The organism is Kitasatospora sp. NPDC004669 (assembly GCF_040609455.1).
Lineage (GTDB): Bacteria > Actinomycetota > Actinomycetes > Streptomycetales > Streptomycetaceae > Kitasatospora.
Genome location: NZ_JBEXKB010000006.1, coordinates 36,840 through 52,716, shown reverse-complemented (window position 1 = coordinate 52,716; position 15,877 = coordinate 36,840). Strand labels below are relative to the sequence as shown.

Here is a 15,877-nt window from a genome sequence, read left to right as displayed (position 1 = left end):
GCGCCCGGGCTTTTTGGTGGGCGCGGGGGGTTGGGGTGTACGCCGGGGTCACTCGGGTGGGGGCTGGTGGGGGGCCCGGGTGGTGGTGAGGGTGGGTGGTATGGATGCGGAGGATGCTGGGCGGCGGGTAGGGCAGTTGCGGCGGGCGGCGGCTGCGGCGTTGATCGGGACGGCGATCGAGTTCTACGACTTCTTCCTGTACGGGACGGCGGCCGCGTTGGTGTTCGGGTCGGTGTTCTTTCCCGAACTGGGCACGGTGGGAGCGCTGTTGGCGGCGTTCTCGGTGTATGCGGTGGCGTTCCTGGCCCGGCCGTTGGGGGCGGTGGTGTTCGGGCACTTCGGTGACCGGGTGGGGCGGAAGGCGACGTTGGTGGTGTCGCTGCTGCTGATGGGGTTGTCGACGGCGGCGGTGGGGGTGTTGCCGGGGTTCGCGGTGTGGGGGTGGTGGTCGCCGGTGCTGCTGGTGGTGTTGCGGGTGTGCCAGGGCGTCGGGTTGGGCGGGGAGTGGGGCGGGGCGGCGCTGCTGATCGCGGAGAACGCGCCGGCCGGGCGGCGGGGGCGGTACGGGGGGTTCCTGCAGTTGGGGCCGACGGGGGGGTTCGTGTTGGCGAACGGGGTGTTCCTGGCGCTCCAACTCGGCATGGACGAGGGGTCGTTCCGGGGGTGGGGGTGGCGGGTGCCGTTCCTGGCCTCGCTGGCACTGGTGGCGGTGGGGCTGTTCGTGCGGCTGCGGCTGACGGAGTCGCCGTTGTTCCGCGCGGACGAGCGGCGGGACCGGCCGCCGGTGGTGGAGGTGTTGCGGGAGCACTGGCGTCCGGCGCTGGCGGGCGGTGGGGCGATCACCGTGGGGTACGCGCTGTTCTACCTGACCACGACGTACGCGCTGGCGTACGCGACGTCCGGCCTCGGGGTGGCGAGCACGCTGGTGTTGTCGATGCTGCTGGTCGGCGCGGTGGGGATGGCCGTGGCGGTGTGGCTGAGCGCCTCGCGCAGTGACCGGTGGGGGCGGCGGCGGACGTTGCGGTGGGCGACGGGCCTCGCCGCCGGCTGGGCGCTGGTGCTGTTCCCGCTGTTGGAGACGGTGCGGCGGCCGCTGATGTTCGCCGGGCTGGCGGGGGCGATGGTGCTGCTGGGCTGCATGTTCGGGCCGATGGCGGCGTTCCTGCCGGAGCTGTTCCCGACCCGGGTGCGGTACACCGGGGCCGCGTTGACGTACAACCTGGGCGGTGTGATCGGCGGTGCGACGACGCCGCTGGTGGCGACCAGACTGACGGCCGCGTACGGGACGGCGCAGCCGGTGGGTTGGTACGTGGCGGGGCTGGGCGTGCTGGCCCTGGGGTGTCTGTGGCTGCTGCCGGAGACCACGGGTGCCGAGCTGGCGGCGGTGGACGGCGGACGCCGCCGGGCGCCCGTCCTGGGGACGGACCCGGCGGCGTAGGCGCAGGCGCGGGGGAGGGGTCAGCCGGCCAGGGCGGCGCGGCCGGCCAGCAGGACCGCGGTGTGCTGAGCGACGCGCGCGCCCAGGTGCTCGGCGGTCGCGATGTCGGCCTTGTGGACGGCCTCGGTACCGGCGTCGGACGGGGAGGAGGCGGCGGCGCCGTTGAAGAAGCCGAGGCGGTTGAGGTCGTTCTCGCTGGCGGTGGTGGCGTTCCAGCCGGGCTTGAGGCCGAGGTTGACCCAGTTCATGCCGTGCTGGGCGGCGAGGGTCTGGAAGAAGCCGAGGGTGCCGGCCTTGTCGCCGCTCTTGGAGGCGGAGTTGGTGAAGCCGGCCGCGACCTTGTCCTTCCAGGCGTCGGTGAACCAGCGCTTGCTGGTGGCCTCGGCGAAGACGTGGAAGGCGCCGGAGGCGGTGCCCATGTAGGTGGGGGAGCCGAAGACGATCGCGTCGGCGGCGTCCAGCTGGGCCCACTGCTCCTCGGTGATGGTGTCGACGGCGATCGAGATGACCTCGGCGCCTGCGGCGGCCGCGCCGCGGGCGACGGCCTCGGCTATCACGGCGGTGTGGCCGTAGCCGGAGTGGTAGGCGATGGCGACGGTCGGACGGACGGCGGTCATGCGGGCACTCCTGTACGGGACGGCGGTGAGCCGGTGGGGAAGCGGAGGGGACGGAGCGCGGACAGGGCGTACTGCGCGGGCCCGGCCCGTCGATCGGTCTCCAATATAGACCAGGTCTCCATTGGTTACCAAGAGTGGATTGGAGACCGTGGAGCTACCCTGGTCGGCATGACGACCGAGGAAGCGGCCCGCACCGGCATCGGGTGGCACCAGGAGCGCGAGCGCGAGCAGGGGCGGGAGCAGGGGCAGGAGCAGGGGCAGGAGCTGGAGCTGGAGCTCGATGTCTTCGCCCAGCTCTGCCCGAGCCGCGAGATGTTCGCCGAGCTGGCCGACAAGTGGTCGCTGCTGATCCTGATGAGCCTGGCCGCCTGCGGGCCGCAGCGCTTCTCTGAACTCCAGCGCGGGGTCGGCGGGGTCAGTCGCAAGATGCTCACCCAGTCGCTGCGCACCTTGGAGCGCGACGGGCTGGTGCGCCGCACGGTCTTCCCGGAGACACCGCCACGGGTGGTCTACGACCTGCTGCCGCTCGGCCGGGAACTGGCCGCGCTGGTCTCCCCGCTCGGTCGCTGGACGGAGCGGCGGGCCCGGCAGATGCTCGCGGCCCGCGAGGAGTTCGACGCGGCGCACGCCGAGGCCTGAGTGGAGGCCTGAGCGGACGCCTGGGCGGCGGCCCGAGTGGTCGGAGTGCGGACCTGGGCGGTCGGACCGGGGTCGAGCGGGGCCGATTTCCCTTTCGGGTCGACGGCCGTGTAATGTCTTCCTTGTTCGACCGGCCCGGGAAAACAAACCCGGCAAGCCCCTATAGCTCAGTCGGTAGAGCGTCTCCATGGTAAGGAGAAGGTCTGCGGTTCGATTCCGCATGGGGGCTCAGCTGAAAGACCCTCGCCTCACGGCGGGGGTCTTTCGCTTTCTTGAACCAGCACAGCCTGAACCAGCACAGCCTGAACCAGCACGGCCTGAACCGGCGCAGCCTGAACCGGCACAGCCCCGGACCAGGCGCGGTCCGAGCCCGGCCGGACCGCCGACACGCGGTGGCCTAGCGGGTCGGGTGCGGAATGCGCTGTGATGGTGCGTCATCGGCCGCCCGCCCGTGGGGTGCGGGCGCGAGCCGGACCCCGACCGGGAGGGCGTCATGGGCGTTCGACTCGTGGTGGTCGACGACCACCGGCTGCTGGCCGAGGCGCTGGCCACCGCGCTCCAACTGCGCGGCCACCGGGTGCTCGCGGTCGGCTCGCCGGTCGGCGTCGCCGCCGATCTGGTCGCCGGACGGCGGCCGGAGGTGTGCCTGCTGGGCGTGGCCGCACCGGGGGAGCCGGGTGCCTTCGACGGGCTGCGCCGGATCCGCCGGGAGCGCCCCGAGGTGGCCGTGATCGTGCTCGGGCCGGTCGGTGAACTGCGGGGCGTGGCGGGGGCGTTCGCGGCCGGGGCGGCCGGGTACGTGCCCAGCGACGAGCGGATCGAGGTGGTCGAGCGGGCGATCGGACGGGCCCGGGCCGGCGAGGCCGCGGTGGCGGTGGACATCCTGCGCGGGGCCTTCGACCAACTGCTGCGCCCGGTGGCCGAACCGGACGACGAGGCGGTCCGGCTGCTGCGGCTGCTGACCCGCCGTGAGGTGCAGGTGCTGGCCCGGATCGCGGACGGCGAGGACACCGCGGCGATCGCCGCCGGGATGCGGATCGCCGCGAGCACCGCCCGTACCCACGTCCAGCGGGTGCTGATGAAGCTGGGCGCGCGCACCCGGCTGGAGGCGGCCGCGGTGGCCTCGCGCACCGGCCTGCTGGAGCGGATGTCCGGCGGCTGAGGACGGGGACCGGGGCGGGAACCGGGACGGGGGCGGGGACCGGGACGGGGGCGGGGACCGGGACGGCGGCTGAGGACAAGGGCTGGGGACGGCCCGCGGGCGGCGGCTGTGGAGGACGGCTGAGGACTGGGTGAGAAAGCCCGGGAGCCACCGCCCCGGTGGTCGGGAGCACCCTGCCGGGCAGGGACAATTGACCGCAGTCGTACGCAATCCCTCGATGGCCCGCCGACCGGGCGGACCATTGCCCGCTGGAGGTCTCATCATGAGTAAGTACCTGGTCACGGGTGGCGCCGGCTACGTCGGCAGTGTGGTGGCCGCCCACCTGCTGGAGGCGGGGCACCAGGTGACCGTCCTGGACGACCTCTCCACCGGCTTCCGCGAGGGCGTCCCGGCCGGCGCCGAGTTCGTCGAGGGGCGGATCCAGGAGGCCGGCAAGGTGCTGGACGGCTCCTTCGACGGCGTGCTGCACTTCGCCGCCTCCTCGCAGGTCGGCGAGTCGGTCGTGGACCCGGAGAAGTACTGGCGCAACAACGTGGCCGGCTCGCTGGAGCTGATCAGCGCGATGCGCGCGGCGGGCGTGCGCAAGCTGGTGTTCTCCTCCACCGCCGCCACCTACGGCGAGCCGGAGGCGGTGCCGATCGCCGAGACCGCCCGCACCGCGCCGACCAACACCTACGGCGCCACCAAGCTCGCGGTGGACCACCTGATCACCAGCGAGGCCGTCGCCCACGGCCTGGCCGCCGTCTCGCTGCGCTACTTCAACGTGGCCGGCGCGTACGGCGCCTACGGCGAGCGCCACGACCCCGAGTCGCACCTGATCCCGCTGGTCTTCCAGGCCGCGCTGGGCCAGCGTCCGCACATCGCGGTGTACGGCGACGACTACCCGACCCCGGACGGCACCTGCATCCGCGACTACATCCACGTCGCGGACCTGGCCGAGGCGCACCTGCTGGCGCTGGACGCCGCCAAGCCGGGCGAGCACCTGATCTGCAACCTGGGCAACGGCAGCGGCTTCTCGGTGCGCGAGGTGATCGAGTCGGTCAAGCGCGTCACCGGCCGGGAGATCCCGGTGCAGGTGGCCGGGCGCCGGGCCGGCGACCCGGCCGTGCTGGTGGCTTCCGCCGAGCGTGCCCACCAGGCGCTGGGCTGGACGCCGCGCCGCCCGAGCCTGGACGACATCGTCGCCGACGCCTGGAAGTTCACCCTGGAGAAGAACGCCGGCTGACCACGGGCGAGTCGGGTCGGTCCCGGGGTGCGGAAAGCGCCCCGGGACCGACCGGACCGATCAAGTCCGGCCACTCACGCGCCTCCTGGCGAAACTTCACCAAACCACCACGGGTGGGTTTCCAGGCCCGTACGCTGAGTGCGGTACCGGTGGGGGCCGGCGCCCATTCGGCCTCACCGGCCAACCGGTGGGCGGGCGGAGCGACGGGTCCGGAGCGCGCACGCCGGACCGGTCCCCGCTCCCGGGCTCGGGCGCCCTGAGCAGGGGGGTAGTGACGATGGGGCGGATCCGGGTCCTGGTGGTCGACGACCACCGGATCTTCGCCGAGGCACTGGCCGCGGCCCTCGCCGCCGAGCCCGACGTGGAGGTGGGCGCGGCCGGCAGCGCGGCCGCCGCCGAACGGGCGCTGGAGCGCGCCGCCGCCGAGGGGCGGGCCTACGACGTGGCGCTGATCGACGCCGACCTGGGGGCCGAGGCCGCGGGCGCCCGGGCCAGGCCCGGCACCGAGCCGGCCGAGGAGGCCCGGCGCCGCCCGGCCCAGGGCGTACCGCCGCCGCGCCGGTCTGCGGTCCAGGCCGCGGTCCCCACGGCCGTCGCCCGCCCGGCCGACCGGCCGAGCCCCGACCAGCTGCGGGCCGACCAGCTCAGAGCCGTCTCCCCGCCCCCCGACGGCATCACCCTGCTCGGCCGACTCCGCCGCGCCCACCCCGGGCTGCGCGCCGTCGTCCTGGCCACCGCCGACGACCCGCACCGCGCCGCCCGGGCGCTGCACGCGGGGGCCACCGGCTGGGTGGCGAAGGAGAGTTCACTGGCCCGGCTGCTCGCCGTGGTCCGGGGCGTGCTGCGGGACGAGACGCATCTGCCGCCCGCGCTGCTCACCGGGGTGATCCGCGAACTCACCACCGCCCGGCGGGACCGCACCGAGAGCGAGCGGCTGGTCGACACCCTCACCCCGCGGGAGAAGCAGATCCTGCGCTGCATGGTCGCGGGGCTGGGTCGGCAGGCCGTCGCCGAGCGGCTCTACCTGTCGCCGCACACCGTCCGGACGCACATGCAGAACGTGCTCGGAAAGCTCGGGGTGCACTCCACGCTGGCCGCCGTCGCGGTCGCCCGCCGGGCCGGGGTCAGCCCCGCGGAACCGGCGGTACCGCCGTCCGTCGCCTCCGCCCCGTAAGCGGCGGCCTCCCGAACAGCGGCCCCCGAACGGTCGCCCCCGAACGGTCGCCCCCCGAACGGCGTCGTCCGAACGGCGTCGTCCGAACGGCAGCGGAAGGCTCAGCCCGGGATGTTGTCGAACGGCGCGACCAGCAGCCGCAGCAGCGCGGCGAGTTCGCCCTGCTGGCCGGAGCTGAGCTGGGCCAGGAGTTCGCGCTCGTGCGTGAGCAGTCCGGCCAGTGCCTGGTCGGCGCGGTCGCGGCCGTCGTCGGTGAGCCGGACCAGGACGCCGCGCCGGTCGTCCGGGTCGGGCAGGCGCTTGACCAGGCCCTTGCCGGTGAGGCGGTCGATCCGGTTGGTCATGGTGCCGGACGTGACCAGGGTCTGGGTGAGCAGCTGGCCGGGGGAGAGCTGGTACGGGGAGCCGGCCCGCCGCAGGGCGGTCAGGACGTCGAACTCCCAAGGCTCCAGGCCGTGCTCGGCGAATGCGGTGCGGCGGGCGCGGTCCAGGTGCCGGGCGAGCCGGCTGACCCGGCTGAGCACCTCAAGCGGCTCCACGTCGAGGTCGGGGCGCTCTCGGCGCCACGCTGCGACCAGCCTGTCGACCTCGTCCTCCATGACGATCAGTGTATCGGTGGATGTGTCGATGTGAAGTCTCTTGACATCGAGAAATGTGCCAGCGAGGCTTCACCGAGATATCTTGATGTCGAGATACCTGCGAGGTGAGCCATGACCACCCCCGTCTGGGACCCGGCGCAGTACCTGCGCTTCGCCGACGAACGCACCCGCCCGCTGCGCGAACTGACCGCCCGCGTCCCCGCCCTCCCGGATCCGGACGACGCCGTGATCCTCGACATCGGCTGCGGCCCGGGCAACTCCACCGCCGTCCTGCGCGAACGCTGGCCGCAGGCCCGGATCACCGGAGTCGACAACTCCGCCCCGATGCTCGCCACCGCCCGCGCCGAGGGCGAACCCACCGCCGAGTACCTGCTCGCCGACGCCCGCGAGTACGACCCGACCCCGGCCCGACCGGACCTGATCGTCTCCAACGCCACGCTGCAGTGGATCGACGGTCACCTCGACCTGATCCCGCGCTGGGCCGCCGCGCTGCGCCCGGGCGGAGTGGTCGCCTTCCAGGTCCCCGGCAACTTCGAGGCCCCCAGCCACACCCTGCTCGCCGAACTGCGCCGCAGCCCGCGCTGGCGCGACACCCTTGGCGTCGACGCCGTTCGCTCCGGCGTCCACCCGCCCGAGCGCTACCTCGACGCCCTCGCCGCCGCCGACTGCCTCCCCGACGTCTGGGAGACCACCTACCGCACCCTGCTCCCCGGGCCGGACCCGGTGCTGGAGTGGGTCAAGGGCAGCGCGCTGCGGCCCGTCCTCACCCGGCTCGCCGACCCGGCCGACCGGGCCGCCTTTCTCGCCGAGTACGGGCGGCTGCTGCGTGAGGCCTACCCGGCCGGGCCGTACGGGACGGTCTTCCCGTTCCGGCGGATCTTCGCGGTCGGGGTGAAGCGGTCGGGGTGAAGCGGTAGCCGGAGTGAAGCGGTGGTGGCGGTGGAGCGGTAGTCGGAGTGTGGGGCGAGCGGCGGCGGGGGTGAAGCGGTGGGAGCCGGGCCCGGTGCGGGCTCAGCCCTTGCGGTCGCCGACCAGCTTCGGGTGCCGCTCCAGCCCCTCCAGCCCGTGCCAGGCCAGGTTCACCAGGTGTGCCGCCACCGTCGCCTTGTCCGGCTTGCGGACCTCCAGCCACCACTGGCCGGTCAGCGCGACCATCCCGACGAGCATCTGCGAGTACATCGGGGCCAGCCGGGCGTCGAAGCCGCGGGACTTGAACTCCAGGCCCAGGATGTCCTCGACCTGGGTGGCGATGTCGCTGATCAGCGAGGCGAAGGTGCCGGTCGACTGGGCCACCGGCGAGTCCCGGACCAGGATCCGGAAGCCGTCCGTCGAGGTGTCGATGTAGTCCATCAGCGCGAACGCGGCCTGCTCCAGCAGCTCGCGCGAGTGTCCGCCGGTGAGCGCCCCCGTCACCATGTCCAGCAGCAGCTGCATCTCGCGGTCCACCACCACCGCGTACAGCCCCTCCTTGCCGCCGAAGTGCTCGTACACCACGGGCTTCGACACCCCGGCGCGCTCGGCGATCTCCTCCACCGAGGTGCCGTCGTAGCCGCGCTCCGCGAAGACCGTCCGGCCGATCTCCAGCAGCTGCTCCCGGCGCTGCTTGCCGGTCATCCGGACCCGGCCGCCCCGGCGGCGCGGGGCCGAGGCGGTTGTGCCCCCGTCCGTGCCCCGTTCCGGGCCCCCGTTGGCGGGCGTGCCCGCCGGTGCAGCGGCCCGCGGACGGGCCGGCGCCGTTCCGGGCGCCGCGTCCGTCCGCGTGCTGTGGTGACCGCCTGTGCTGTCTGCGCTGCTCCCGTTCACCCCTACATCATGCTGGAAACGCCGCCTCATGCGGCGCGGCGGGCGGCGATCCGCTGTGCGTCCGGCCAGCGGACGTCCCGGACCCAGCCGGCCAGCTCGAACCAGCGGATCAGCCGGGCCGAGGAGTCGATCTGCCCGCGGAGCACCCCGTGCCGGGCCGCGGTCGGGTCGGCGTGGTGCAGGTTGTGCCAGGACTCGCCGCAGGAGAGCACCGCCAGCCACCAGACGTTGCCGGAGCGGTCCCGGGAGCGGAACGGGCGCCGGCCCACCGCGTGGCAGATCGAGTTGATCGACCAGGTGACGTGGTGCAGCAGCGCCACCCGGACCAGCGCCCCCCAGAAGAAGGCGGACAGCGCGCCCTCCCAGGACAGGCTCACCAGGCCGCCGATCAGCGCGGGCAGCAGCAGCGAGATCATGGTCCAGAGCCAGAACAGCCGGGAGATCCGCCTCATGGCCGGGTCGCGGACCAGGTCCGGGGCGTACTTGAGCTGCGAGGTCTGCTCCTCGTCGAACATCCAGCCCATGTGCGCCCACCACAGGCCCTTGATCAGGGCCGGGACGCTCTCGCCGTACCGCCAGGGCGAGTGCGGGTCGCCGTCCTTGTCGCTGAAGCGGTGGTGCTTGCGGTGGTCGGCCACCCAGCGCACCAGCGGGCCCTCGACGGCCAGGCTGCCGGCGATCGCCAGCACCAGGCGCATCGGGCGGTTGGCCTTGAAGGCGCCGTGGGTGAAGTAGCGGTGGTACCCGACGGTGACGCCGTGGCAGGTGAGGAAGTACATGGCGACGGTGATCGCCGCGTCCGTCCACCCCAGCCCCCACCCCCAGGCCACCGGCACGGCGGCGGCCAGCGCGGCGAACGGCACGAGGATGAACAGTGCGAGCGCGACGCGTTCGGCGAAGCCCTGCTTCTCCCCGCCACGGGTGGCGGACAGCCGGGTCGCTGCGTCGGCGCAGGGATCGGGGAGCGCGTCGCCCCCCGGGTGCGCCTCGCCTGCCTGGATGGTCATGGGGCGTCCCTTCGCGGCGTCCCTTGAACGGGACAGAGCGGAGCCTACGTTGGCGTAACCTACGGCATCGTAGGTTGCGCTCCGCGCCCGGGGGAACACATCGCCGCGCGGCGCTTGAGTGAATTCACCCGACTGGATGGATGAACCCCGGGCCCGGGATGTTCGATCGGCTCCGGCGGATCAGGGCCTGCGGATCGGGCTTGTTGATACCCACGGGAGGGTCGACTCGGGTAGGGTCTGACACGACTGTCCGCCGTGGTGTAATGGCAGCACAGGGCCCTTTGGAGGCCTTTGTCTGGGTTCGAATCCTAGCGGCGGAGCCTTTGCGCGCCTCGGGTTCGGGCGTTTCCCCCCTCGCCGGTATTGTCAGTGCTGCTCGGCGGACTGTGCGAATGGCGACCGGCCTGGGTCCGGGCCGGGCCTGCCCTCCCTCTCTGTGAACCTACCGAGGAGCCTCCCCGCATGGGTGCCAATTCGCTTGCCGCCGTTGTCGTGCTCGCCGCCGGTGGCGGGACCCGGATGAAGTCGAACAAGCTGCCCAAGGTGCTGCACGAGGTGTGCGGGCGCTCGCTGGTGGGCCACGCGGTGTCGGCGGCCGGTGAACTGGCGCCGGAGCAGCTCGTCGTGGTGGTCGGCCACCAGCGCGAGCAGGTGGAGGAGCACCTGGTGGCGCACTACCCGGCGGTGCGGCCGGTGGTGCAGGAGGAGCAGAACGGGACCGGGCACGCGGTGCGCACGGCGTTGGAGGCGCTGGCCGCGGACGACGTGGTGCTGGACGGCACCGTGATCGTGACCGCCGGTGACTCGCCGCTGCTGACCGGGCAGACCCTGCGCCGGCTGGCCGACGCCCACGCCGCGCAGCGGAACGGGGTCACCGTGCTGACCGCCGTCGTCCCCGCGCCCTTCGGCTACGGCCGCATCCTGCGCGACGAGGACGGCACCGTCGCCGCGATCGTCGAGGAGCGGGACGCCAGCGACACCCAGCGTGCGATCACCGAGATCAACTCGGGCGTCTTCGCCTTCGACGCCAAGCTGCTGGTCGAGGCGCTGGCCGAGCTCACCACGGACAACTCGCAGGGCGAGGAGTACCTGACCGACACCCTGGAGATCCTGCGCAAGGCCGGGCACCGGGTCGGCGCCGTGGTCGCCGAGGACCACCGGGACATCCTGGGCATCAACGACCGGGTCCAGCTGGCGCAGGCCCGCCGGCTGCTGAACGACCGCCTGCTGGAGCGGGCGATGCGCGCGGGCGTCACCGTGATGGACCCGGCGACCACCTGGTTCGACGTGCAGGTCTCGTACGAGCCGGACGCCGTGGTGCTGCCGAACACCCAGCTGCAGGGCGCCACCCACCTGGGCGAGGGCTGCGAGGTGGGCCCGAACTCCACCCTGAAGGACACCCTGATCGGCGCCGGCGCCCGTGTGAGCAACACCACGGCCGACCGCGCCGAGGTCGGCGAGCTGGCCATCGCCGGCCCGTACGCCTACCTGCGGCCGGGGGCGAAGCTGGCCCGCAAGGCGAAGGTCGGCACCTACGTCGAGGTGAAGAACTCCGAGCTGGGCGAGGGCGTCAAGGTGCCGCACCTCTCCTACATCGGCGACGCCACCATCGGCGAGGGCACCAACATCGGCGCGGCCTCGGTCACCGTGAACTACGACGGGGTCAACAAGCACCGCACGGTCATCGGCGCGCACTGCCGCACCGGCTCGGACAACATGTTCATCGCCCCGGTCACCATCGGTGACGGCGCTTACACCGGCGCGGGCTCGGTGATCACCAGCGACGTCCCGGCGGGCGCACTGGGCGTGAACCGGGCGCAGCAGCGCAACATCGAGGGCTGGGTCGAGCGCAAGCGCCCCGGGACCACGTCCGCCCAGGCCGCGAAGGCTGCGACGGACGGGGCCGCTGAGGCCTGACGGGCCGGGGTGCGCCCACGGGGCGGTCCCGGGGCGGACGGTTTCTGCGCGGGCGCGTAACCTTGAGGACATACGTGCGCCACCGGGCTTACCGCCCGTGTCCAGGCGTACCGAGAATTCCCTGATCCCCGTGAGTGCGGGCTGCGCCTGCCCTCCACGGGGACGGGGTTCAGCGTCCGCAAACGCGAGGAGACGGTGCAGTGAGCGGGATCACGACGTCGGGTGAGAAGAAGCTGAAGCTCTTCTCCGGCCGTGCCCACCCGGAACTGGCGAAGGAGGTGGCCGAGGCGCTGGGGACCGAGCTGGTCCCGACCAAGGCCCTGGACTTCGCCAACGGCGAGATCTACGTCCGCTTCCTGGACTCCGCGCGCGGCGCGGACTGCTTCGTGATGCAGAGCCACACGGCTCCCATCAACCAGTGGATCATGGAGCAGCTGATCATGATCGATGCTCTGAAGCGGGCCTCCGCGAAGAGCATCACCGCGATCCTGCCGTTCTACGGGTACGCCCGCCAGGACAAGAAGCACCTGGGTCGCGAGCCCATCTCGGCCCGCCTGATCGCCGACCTGCTGCGCCAGGCCGGTGCCGACCGCCTGATGGCCGTGGACCTGCACACCGCGCAGATCCAGGGCTTCTTCGACGGCCCGGTGGACCACCTGTTCGCGCTGCCGCTGCTGGCGGACTACGTGGGCGAGCGGGTCGACCGCTCCAAGCTGACCATCGTCTCGCCGGACGCCGGCCGGGTGAAGGTCGCCGACCAGTGGTGCGACCGCCTGGACGCCCCGCTGGCGATCATCCACAAGCGCCGCGACATCACCCAGGCCAACACCATCCTGTCGGCCGAGGTCGTCGGCGACGTCAAGGGTCGGGTCTGCGTCCTGGTCGACGACATGATCGACACCGCCGGCACCATCTGCGCCGCCGCCGACGCGCTGTTCGAGAACGGCGCGGCGGACGTCCTGGTGGCCGCCACCCACGGCGTGCTCTCCGGCCCGGCCGCGGACCGGCTGAAGAACTCGCGGGTGAGCGAGTTCGTGTTCACCAACACGCTGCCCACCCCGGCGCAGCTCCAGCTGGACAAGATCACCACGCTGTCCATCGCCCCCTCGATCGCGGCCGCGATCCGCGAGGTGTTCGAGGAGGGTTCGGTCACGAGCCTCTTCGAGGGCGTGCACTGACGAAGGCGCCGCGCGGCGGCCCCGGTCCCTCGCGGGCCGGGGCCGCCGCCGATTTCACGGGAGGGCGCCGATGCGGTTAGACTCGTGCAACTGCTCGGCGAGGGATGCCGTGTGCCTGCTGGACGGGCACCGACACCGTGATCGACGCGCTGCCGGTGGCGGATTCCGTCCGCCGGCAGAGGCCGTTGCCGCCGAGTGACCCCCGAACGTACTGAGGGTGTGGTCCCGGCGGTTTTTCGCGTTGCCTGCACCCCCGTGCCAGTCTTCACGAGGAGTGCAGTCGTGTCCGAGATCCGCCTTGCCGCTGAGACCCGTACCGAGTTCGGCAAGGGTGCCGCCCGTCGCGCCCGCCGCGCCGGCTTCGTCCCCGGTGTCGTCTACGGCCACGGCCACGCCCCGGTTCACCTGAACCTGCCCGGCCACGACCTGATGATGGCCCTCAAGACCCCGAACGCCCTGCTGGTCGTCCCGATCGACGGCAAGGACGAGTACGTGCTGCCGAAGGCCGTCCAGCGCGAGGCCATCAAGCGCACCATCGAGCACGTCGACCTGCTGCTGGTCAAGCGCGGCGAGAAGGTCACCGTCGAGGTTCCGGTCCACACCGAGGGCGAGCTGGCCGCCGGCGGCAACCTGCTGGAGCACGTCCTGCAGGCCCTGCCGGTCGAGGCCGAGGCCACCCACCTGCCCGAGGCCGTCACCGTCTCGGTCGAGGGCCTGGAGGCCGGTGCCTCGATCCACGCCAAGGACATCGTCCTGCCGGCCAACGTCTCGCTGGCCGTCGACGCCGACGCCGTCGTGCTGCAGGTCATCGCCGCCCAGGCCGCCCCGGCCGAGGAGGAGGCCGCCGAGGCCGAGGGCGCCGAGGCCTGAGCCTCCTAGCGCTTAACTGCTGAGACCGCTGCCCCGGTCGCTCCCGCTGGAGCGACCGGGGCAGCGGTGTGTCCGGGATGATGACGTCGAGCGCTAAGGCGAGGAGAGCAAGGAATGGCTGAGGAGTACGACGGGCCCTGGCTGGTGGTGGGGCTGGGAAACCCGGGGGAGCAGTACGCCCGGAACCGGCACAACATCGGCTTCATGGTGGTGGACCTGCTGGCGCAGCGGATGGGCGCGAAGTTCAAGGCGCACAAGAGCCGGGCACAGGTGGCCGAGGGCCGGCTGGCGGGCAAGCGGGTGGTGCTGGCCAAGCCGATGTCCTTCATGAACCTCTCCGGCGGGCCGGTGACGGCGCTGCGGGACTTCTACAAGGTGCCGGCCTCGGCGCTGATCGCCGTCCACGACGAGCTGGACGTCGACTACGCGGCGCTGCGGCTGAAGCTGGGCGGCGGGGACAACGGCCACAACGGCCTGAAGTCGATCACCAAGTCGCTGGGTCCGGACTACCACCGGGTGCGCTGCGGGATCGGTCGTCCGCCGGGCCGGATGGAGGTCGCGGACTTCGTGCTGAAGGACTTCTCCTCGACCGAGCGCAAGGAACTGGAGTGGTTCGTGGACCGCTCGGCGGACGCGGTGGAGGCGCTGCTGTCCGAGGGGCTGGAGCGGGCGCAGGGCACGTACAACTCCTGACTGGTCGTCATGGACGTGCTGTGCGCGGTACGCAACAGTCGTACAACGCTTGCCGTTCCAAACCTGAATCCATGTGAGAACCCTGTGCGGGATCGGATAGCGTCGGCCTGGTACGCGAACGGGTCCTGGGGAGTTCTCGATGCGGAGATTGCGTCCGGTCCGCCGACTTCGGCGGCTCCGGGTGGTCCGGCTGAAACAGCTCGGACGACGAGTCGGTACGGCCGGTGCGCTGGGGGCGGCCGGAGTGTTGTTGTCCAGCGGTGCGGTGGCGCACGCCGATCCGGTGGCGGAGCCGGATCCGGCGGTCTCGCCGGAGCCCGCGGCGGCGCAGTTCGCGCCGGTGCTCGGCGACTCGGTCGGGCCGGACGCCGGGCTGCTGGCGGTCGGCGGCGGCCTGGTGGTCGTGGCCGGCGGTGCCGCGCTGTGGCTGAAGCGGCGGCGCGCGGGCGAGCCCGCGGAGTAGGAACGTGACGTGAGGGGCCGGTGTCCACGGGAGTGGGCGCCGGCCCTTCGCCGTCTTGTCATCCGTTTCCGGCGTGCGGGGCGTCGTGAGGGTATGAAGCGCGAATCGATGCGCCCGGGGGGTTCCGGATCCGACCCGTTCGACGAGTTCGTCGCGGCGCGGTACCAGGCCCTGCTACGGGGGGCATACCTGATCACCGGGGACGTTCACGACGCCCGGGACCTGTTGCACGACGCTCTGGCACGGGTGTACCCGAAGCGGTCGGCGATCCGGGAGCCGGGGGCGGCCGAGGGGTACGTCCGCAGGACGATGGTCCGCACCCATGTGTCGCGGTGGCGCCGGACCCGGCGCGAGGTGCTGACGTCCGCCCTGCCCGACGGGCCTGCGGCCCAGGAACCCGAGCGGGACGGGCAGTTGGCGGCGGCGCTGGCCGGGCTGCCGCGGCGGCAACGGGCGGCGGTGGTGCTGCGCTACTACCTGGACCTGTCCGTCGCGCAGGTGGCGGTGGAGCTGGGGTGCTCGGTGACCACGGCGAAGACCCACCTGGCGCGGGGGATCAAGGCGCTTCGACAGGAACTGGAACCGGCGAGGGAGTTGGTGGGGCGTGAGCGCTGAGGGCGAGTTCGAGGAGGAGCTGGCCGTCCGGCTCGGGGTGCGCGCGGCGGGGGTCGGTGGCAGCCCGCCGCTGGCCGAGCTGCGCGAGGCGGGGCGCCGGCGGGCGCGGCGGCAGCGGGCCGTGCGGGGGGCGGCCGCGGTGGCGGTGCTGGCGGTCGGCGCGGGGGTGCTGACGCAGCTGGGCGGCGGCTCCGGGGTCGGCCGTACGGGCGTGGCCGGGGCGGGCGTCGCTCTGGTGAGCCCGACGACAGGTGCGACGGGCGCGGGGCCGGAGGCCGTGATCCTGAGTTGCGCGAAGGGGCCCACGTCCATGCGGACACCGGGCTGGCACCAGCACCCGGCCTGGACGCCTCCGGCGGTGCCGTCGTCGGGTGTTCCGTCGTCGGGTGTTCCGTCGTCGGGTGTTCCGTCGTCGGGTGTTCCGTCGTCGGGTGTTCCGTCGTCGGGTGTTCCGTCGTCGGGTGTTCCGTCGACGTA

16 protein-coding genes, 2 tRNA genes and 1 pseudogene are annotated in these 15,877 nt (G+C 72.8%); 15 read left to right on the top strand and 4 right to left on the bottom strand.

What is annotated here, in order from left to right; translation table 11 throughout:
- Positions 1 to 100 precede the first annotated feature (100 nt).
- Complete coding sequence (locus tag ABZW30_RS07250) at positions 101 to 1,438, top strand: MFS transporter (RefSeq protein WP_355670039.1); 1,338 nt, start codon at positions 101 to 103, stop codon at positions 1,436 to 1,438.
- A 20-nt stretch (positions 1,439 to 1,458) separates the two neighbouring features.
- On the opposite strand, the gene ABZW30_RS07245 is transcribed toward ABZW30_RS07250, so the two are convergent.
- Positions 1,459 to 2,055, bottom strand: coding sequence for a flavodoxin family protein (locus ABZW30_RS07245; RefSeq protein ID WP_355670038.1), 597 nt, complete (start codon positions 2,053 to 2,055; stop codon positions 1,459 to 1,461).
- Positions 2,056 to 2,223: 168 nt separating this feature from the next.
- Between ABZW30_RS07245 and ABZW30_RS07240 the strand changes: the two genes are divergently transcribed.
- The 5 genes from ABZW30_RS07240 (at position 2,224) to ABZW30_RS07220 (ending at position 6,255) form a co-directional block, all read left to right on the top strand.
- Positions 2,224 to 2,694, top strand: coding sequence for a helix-turn-helix domain-containing protein (locus ABZW30_RS07240; protein WP_355670037.1), 471 nt, complete (start codon positions 2,224 to 2,226; stop codon positions 2,692 to 2,694).
- Positions 2,695 to 2,850: 156 nt separating this feature from the next.
- A tRNA-Thr gene (locus ABZW30_RS07235) sits at positions 2,851 to 2,923 on the top strand.
- A 264-nt stretch (positions 2,924 to 3,187) separates the two neighbouring features.
- Positions 3,188 to 3,856 (top strand): response regulator transcription factor, encoded by a 669-nt coding sequence (locus ABZW30_RS07230; protein ID WP_355670036.1) that lies wholly within the window; start codon positions 3,188 to 3,190, stop codon positions 3,854 to 3,856.
- Positions 3,857 to 4,118: 262 nt separating this feature from the next.
- Positions 4,119 to 5,081: a UDP-glucose 4-epimerase GalE gene (gene galE / locus ABZW30_RS07225; protein WP_355670035.1), complete on the top strand. Its 963-nt coding sequence runs from the start codon at positions 4,119 to 4,121 to the stop codon at positions 5,079 to 5,081.
- Positions 5,082 to 5,358: 277 nt separating this feature from the next.
- Positions 5,359 to 6,255, top strand: coding sequence for a response regulator transcription factor (locus ABZW30_RS07220; protein WP_355670034.1), 897 nt, complete (start codon positions 5,359 to 5,361; stop codon positions 6,253 to 6,255).
- Positions 6,256 to 6,356: 101 nt separating this feature from the next.
- On the opposite strand, the gene ABZW30_RS07215 is transcribed toward ABZW30_RS07220, so the two are convergent.
- Entirely contained in the window at positions 6,357 to 6,854 is a 498-nt protein-coding gene (locus tag ABZW30_RS07215) for a MarR family transcriptional regulator (RefSeq protein WP_030290689.1), read from the bottom strand.
- Positions 6,855 to 6,965: 111 nt separating this feature from the next.
- On the opposite strand from ABZW30_RS07215, the gene ABZW30_RS07210 reads away from it, so the two are divergent.
- A complete protein-coding gene (locus tag ABZW30_RS07210) occupies positions 6,966 to 7,763 on the top strand; it encodes a methyltransferase domain-containing protein (protein WP_355670033.1) in 798 nt (265 codons plus the stop codon).
- A gap of 102 nt (positions 7,764 to 7,865) precedes the next feature.
- Here ABZW30_RS07210 and ABZW30_RS07205 read toward each other — a convergent pair whose 3' ends face one another.
- Together ABZW30_RS07205 and ABZW30_RS07200 are read right to left on the bottom strand one after the other, a co-directional pair.
- A complete protein-coding gene (locus ABZW30_RS07205; RefSeq protein WP_350526162.1) occupies positions 7,866 to 8,468 on the bottom strand; it encodes a TetR/AcrR family transcriptional regulator in 603 nt (200 codons plus the stop codon).
- 215 nt (positions 8,469 to 8,683) lie between these two features.
- Positions 8,684 to 9,664 (bottom strand): fatty acid desaturase, encoded by a 981-nt coding sequence (locus tag ABZW30_RS07200; RefSeq protein WP_355670032.1) that lies wholly within the window; start codon positions 9,662 to 9,664, stop codon positions 8,684 to 8,686.
- A 249-nt stretch (positions 9,665 to 9,913) separates the two neighbouring features.
- Here ABZW30_RS07200 and ABZW30_RS07195 point away from each other — a divergent pair.
- From ABZW30_RS07195 to ABZW30_RS07160, 8 genes and pseudogenes are all read left to right on the top strand, one after another.
- Positions 9,914 to 9,984, top strand: a tRNA-Gln gene (locus ABZW30_RS07195).
- 142 nt (positions 9,985 to 10,126) lie between these two features.
- Positions 10,127 to 11,581 (top strand): bifunctional UDP-N-acetylglucosamine diphosphorylase/glucosamine-1-phosphate N-acetyltransferase GlmU, encoded by a 1,455-nt coding sequence (glmU, locus tag ABZW30_RS07190; protein ID WP_355670031.1) that lies wholly within the window; start codon positions 10,127 to 10,129, stop codon positions 11,579 to 11,581.
- Between the two features lie 200 nt (positions 11,582 to 11,781).
- Entirely contained in the window at positions 11,782 to 12,759 is a 978-nt protein-coding gene (locus ABZW30_RS07185) for a ribose-phosphate diphosphokinase (protein WP_355670030.1), read from the top strand.
- Between the two features lie 282 nt (positions 12,760 to 13,041).
- Positions 13,042 to 13,629: a 50S ribosomal protein L25/general stress protein Ctc gene (locus ABZW30_RS07180; RefSeq protein WP_355670029.1), complete on the top strand. Its 588-nt coding sequence runs from the start codon at positions 13,042 to 13,044 to the stop codon at positions 13,627 to 13,629.
- Positions 13,630 to 13,743: 114 nt separating this feature from the next.
- Positions 13,744 to 14,322 carry an aminoacyl-tRNA hydrolase gene (gene pth, locus ABZW30_RS07175; RefSeq protein ID WP_355670028.1) on the top strand — a complete coding sequence of 193 codons (579 nt, stop codon included), beginning with the start codon at positions 13,744 to 13,746 and terminating at the stop codon, positions 14,320 to 14,322.
- A 139-nt stretch (positions 14,323 to 14,461) separates the two neighbouring features.
- Positions 14,462 to 14,785, top strand: coding sequence for a hypothetical protein (locus tag ABZW30_RS07170; RefSeq protein WP_355670027.1), 324 nt, complete (start codon positions 14,462 to 14,464; stop codon positions 14,783 to 14,785).
- Positions 14,786 to 14,878: 93 nt separating this feature from the next.
- Complete coding sequence (locus tag ABZW30_RS07165; RefSeq protein ID WP_355670026.1) at positions 14,879 to 15,400, top strand: SigE family RNA polymerase sigma factor; 522 nt, start codon at positions 14,879 to 14,881, stop codon at positions 15,398 to 15,400.
- Positions 15,390 to 15,877 (top strand): annotated as a pseudogene (locus tag ABZW30_RS07160) (hypothetical protein); the annotation flags it as partial. The gene ABZW30_RS07165 and the pseudogene ABZW30_RS07160, both read left to right, overlap by 11 nt.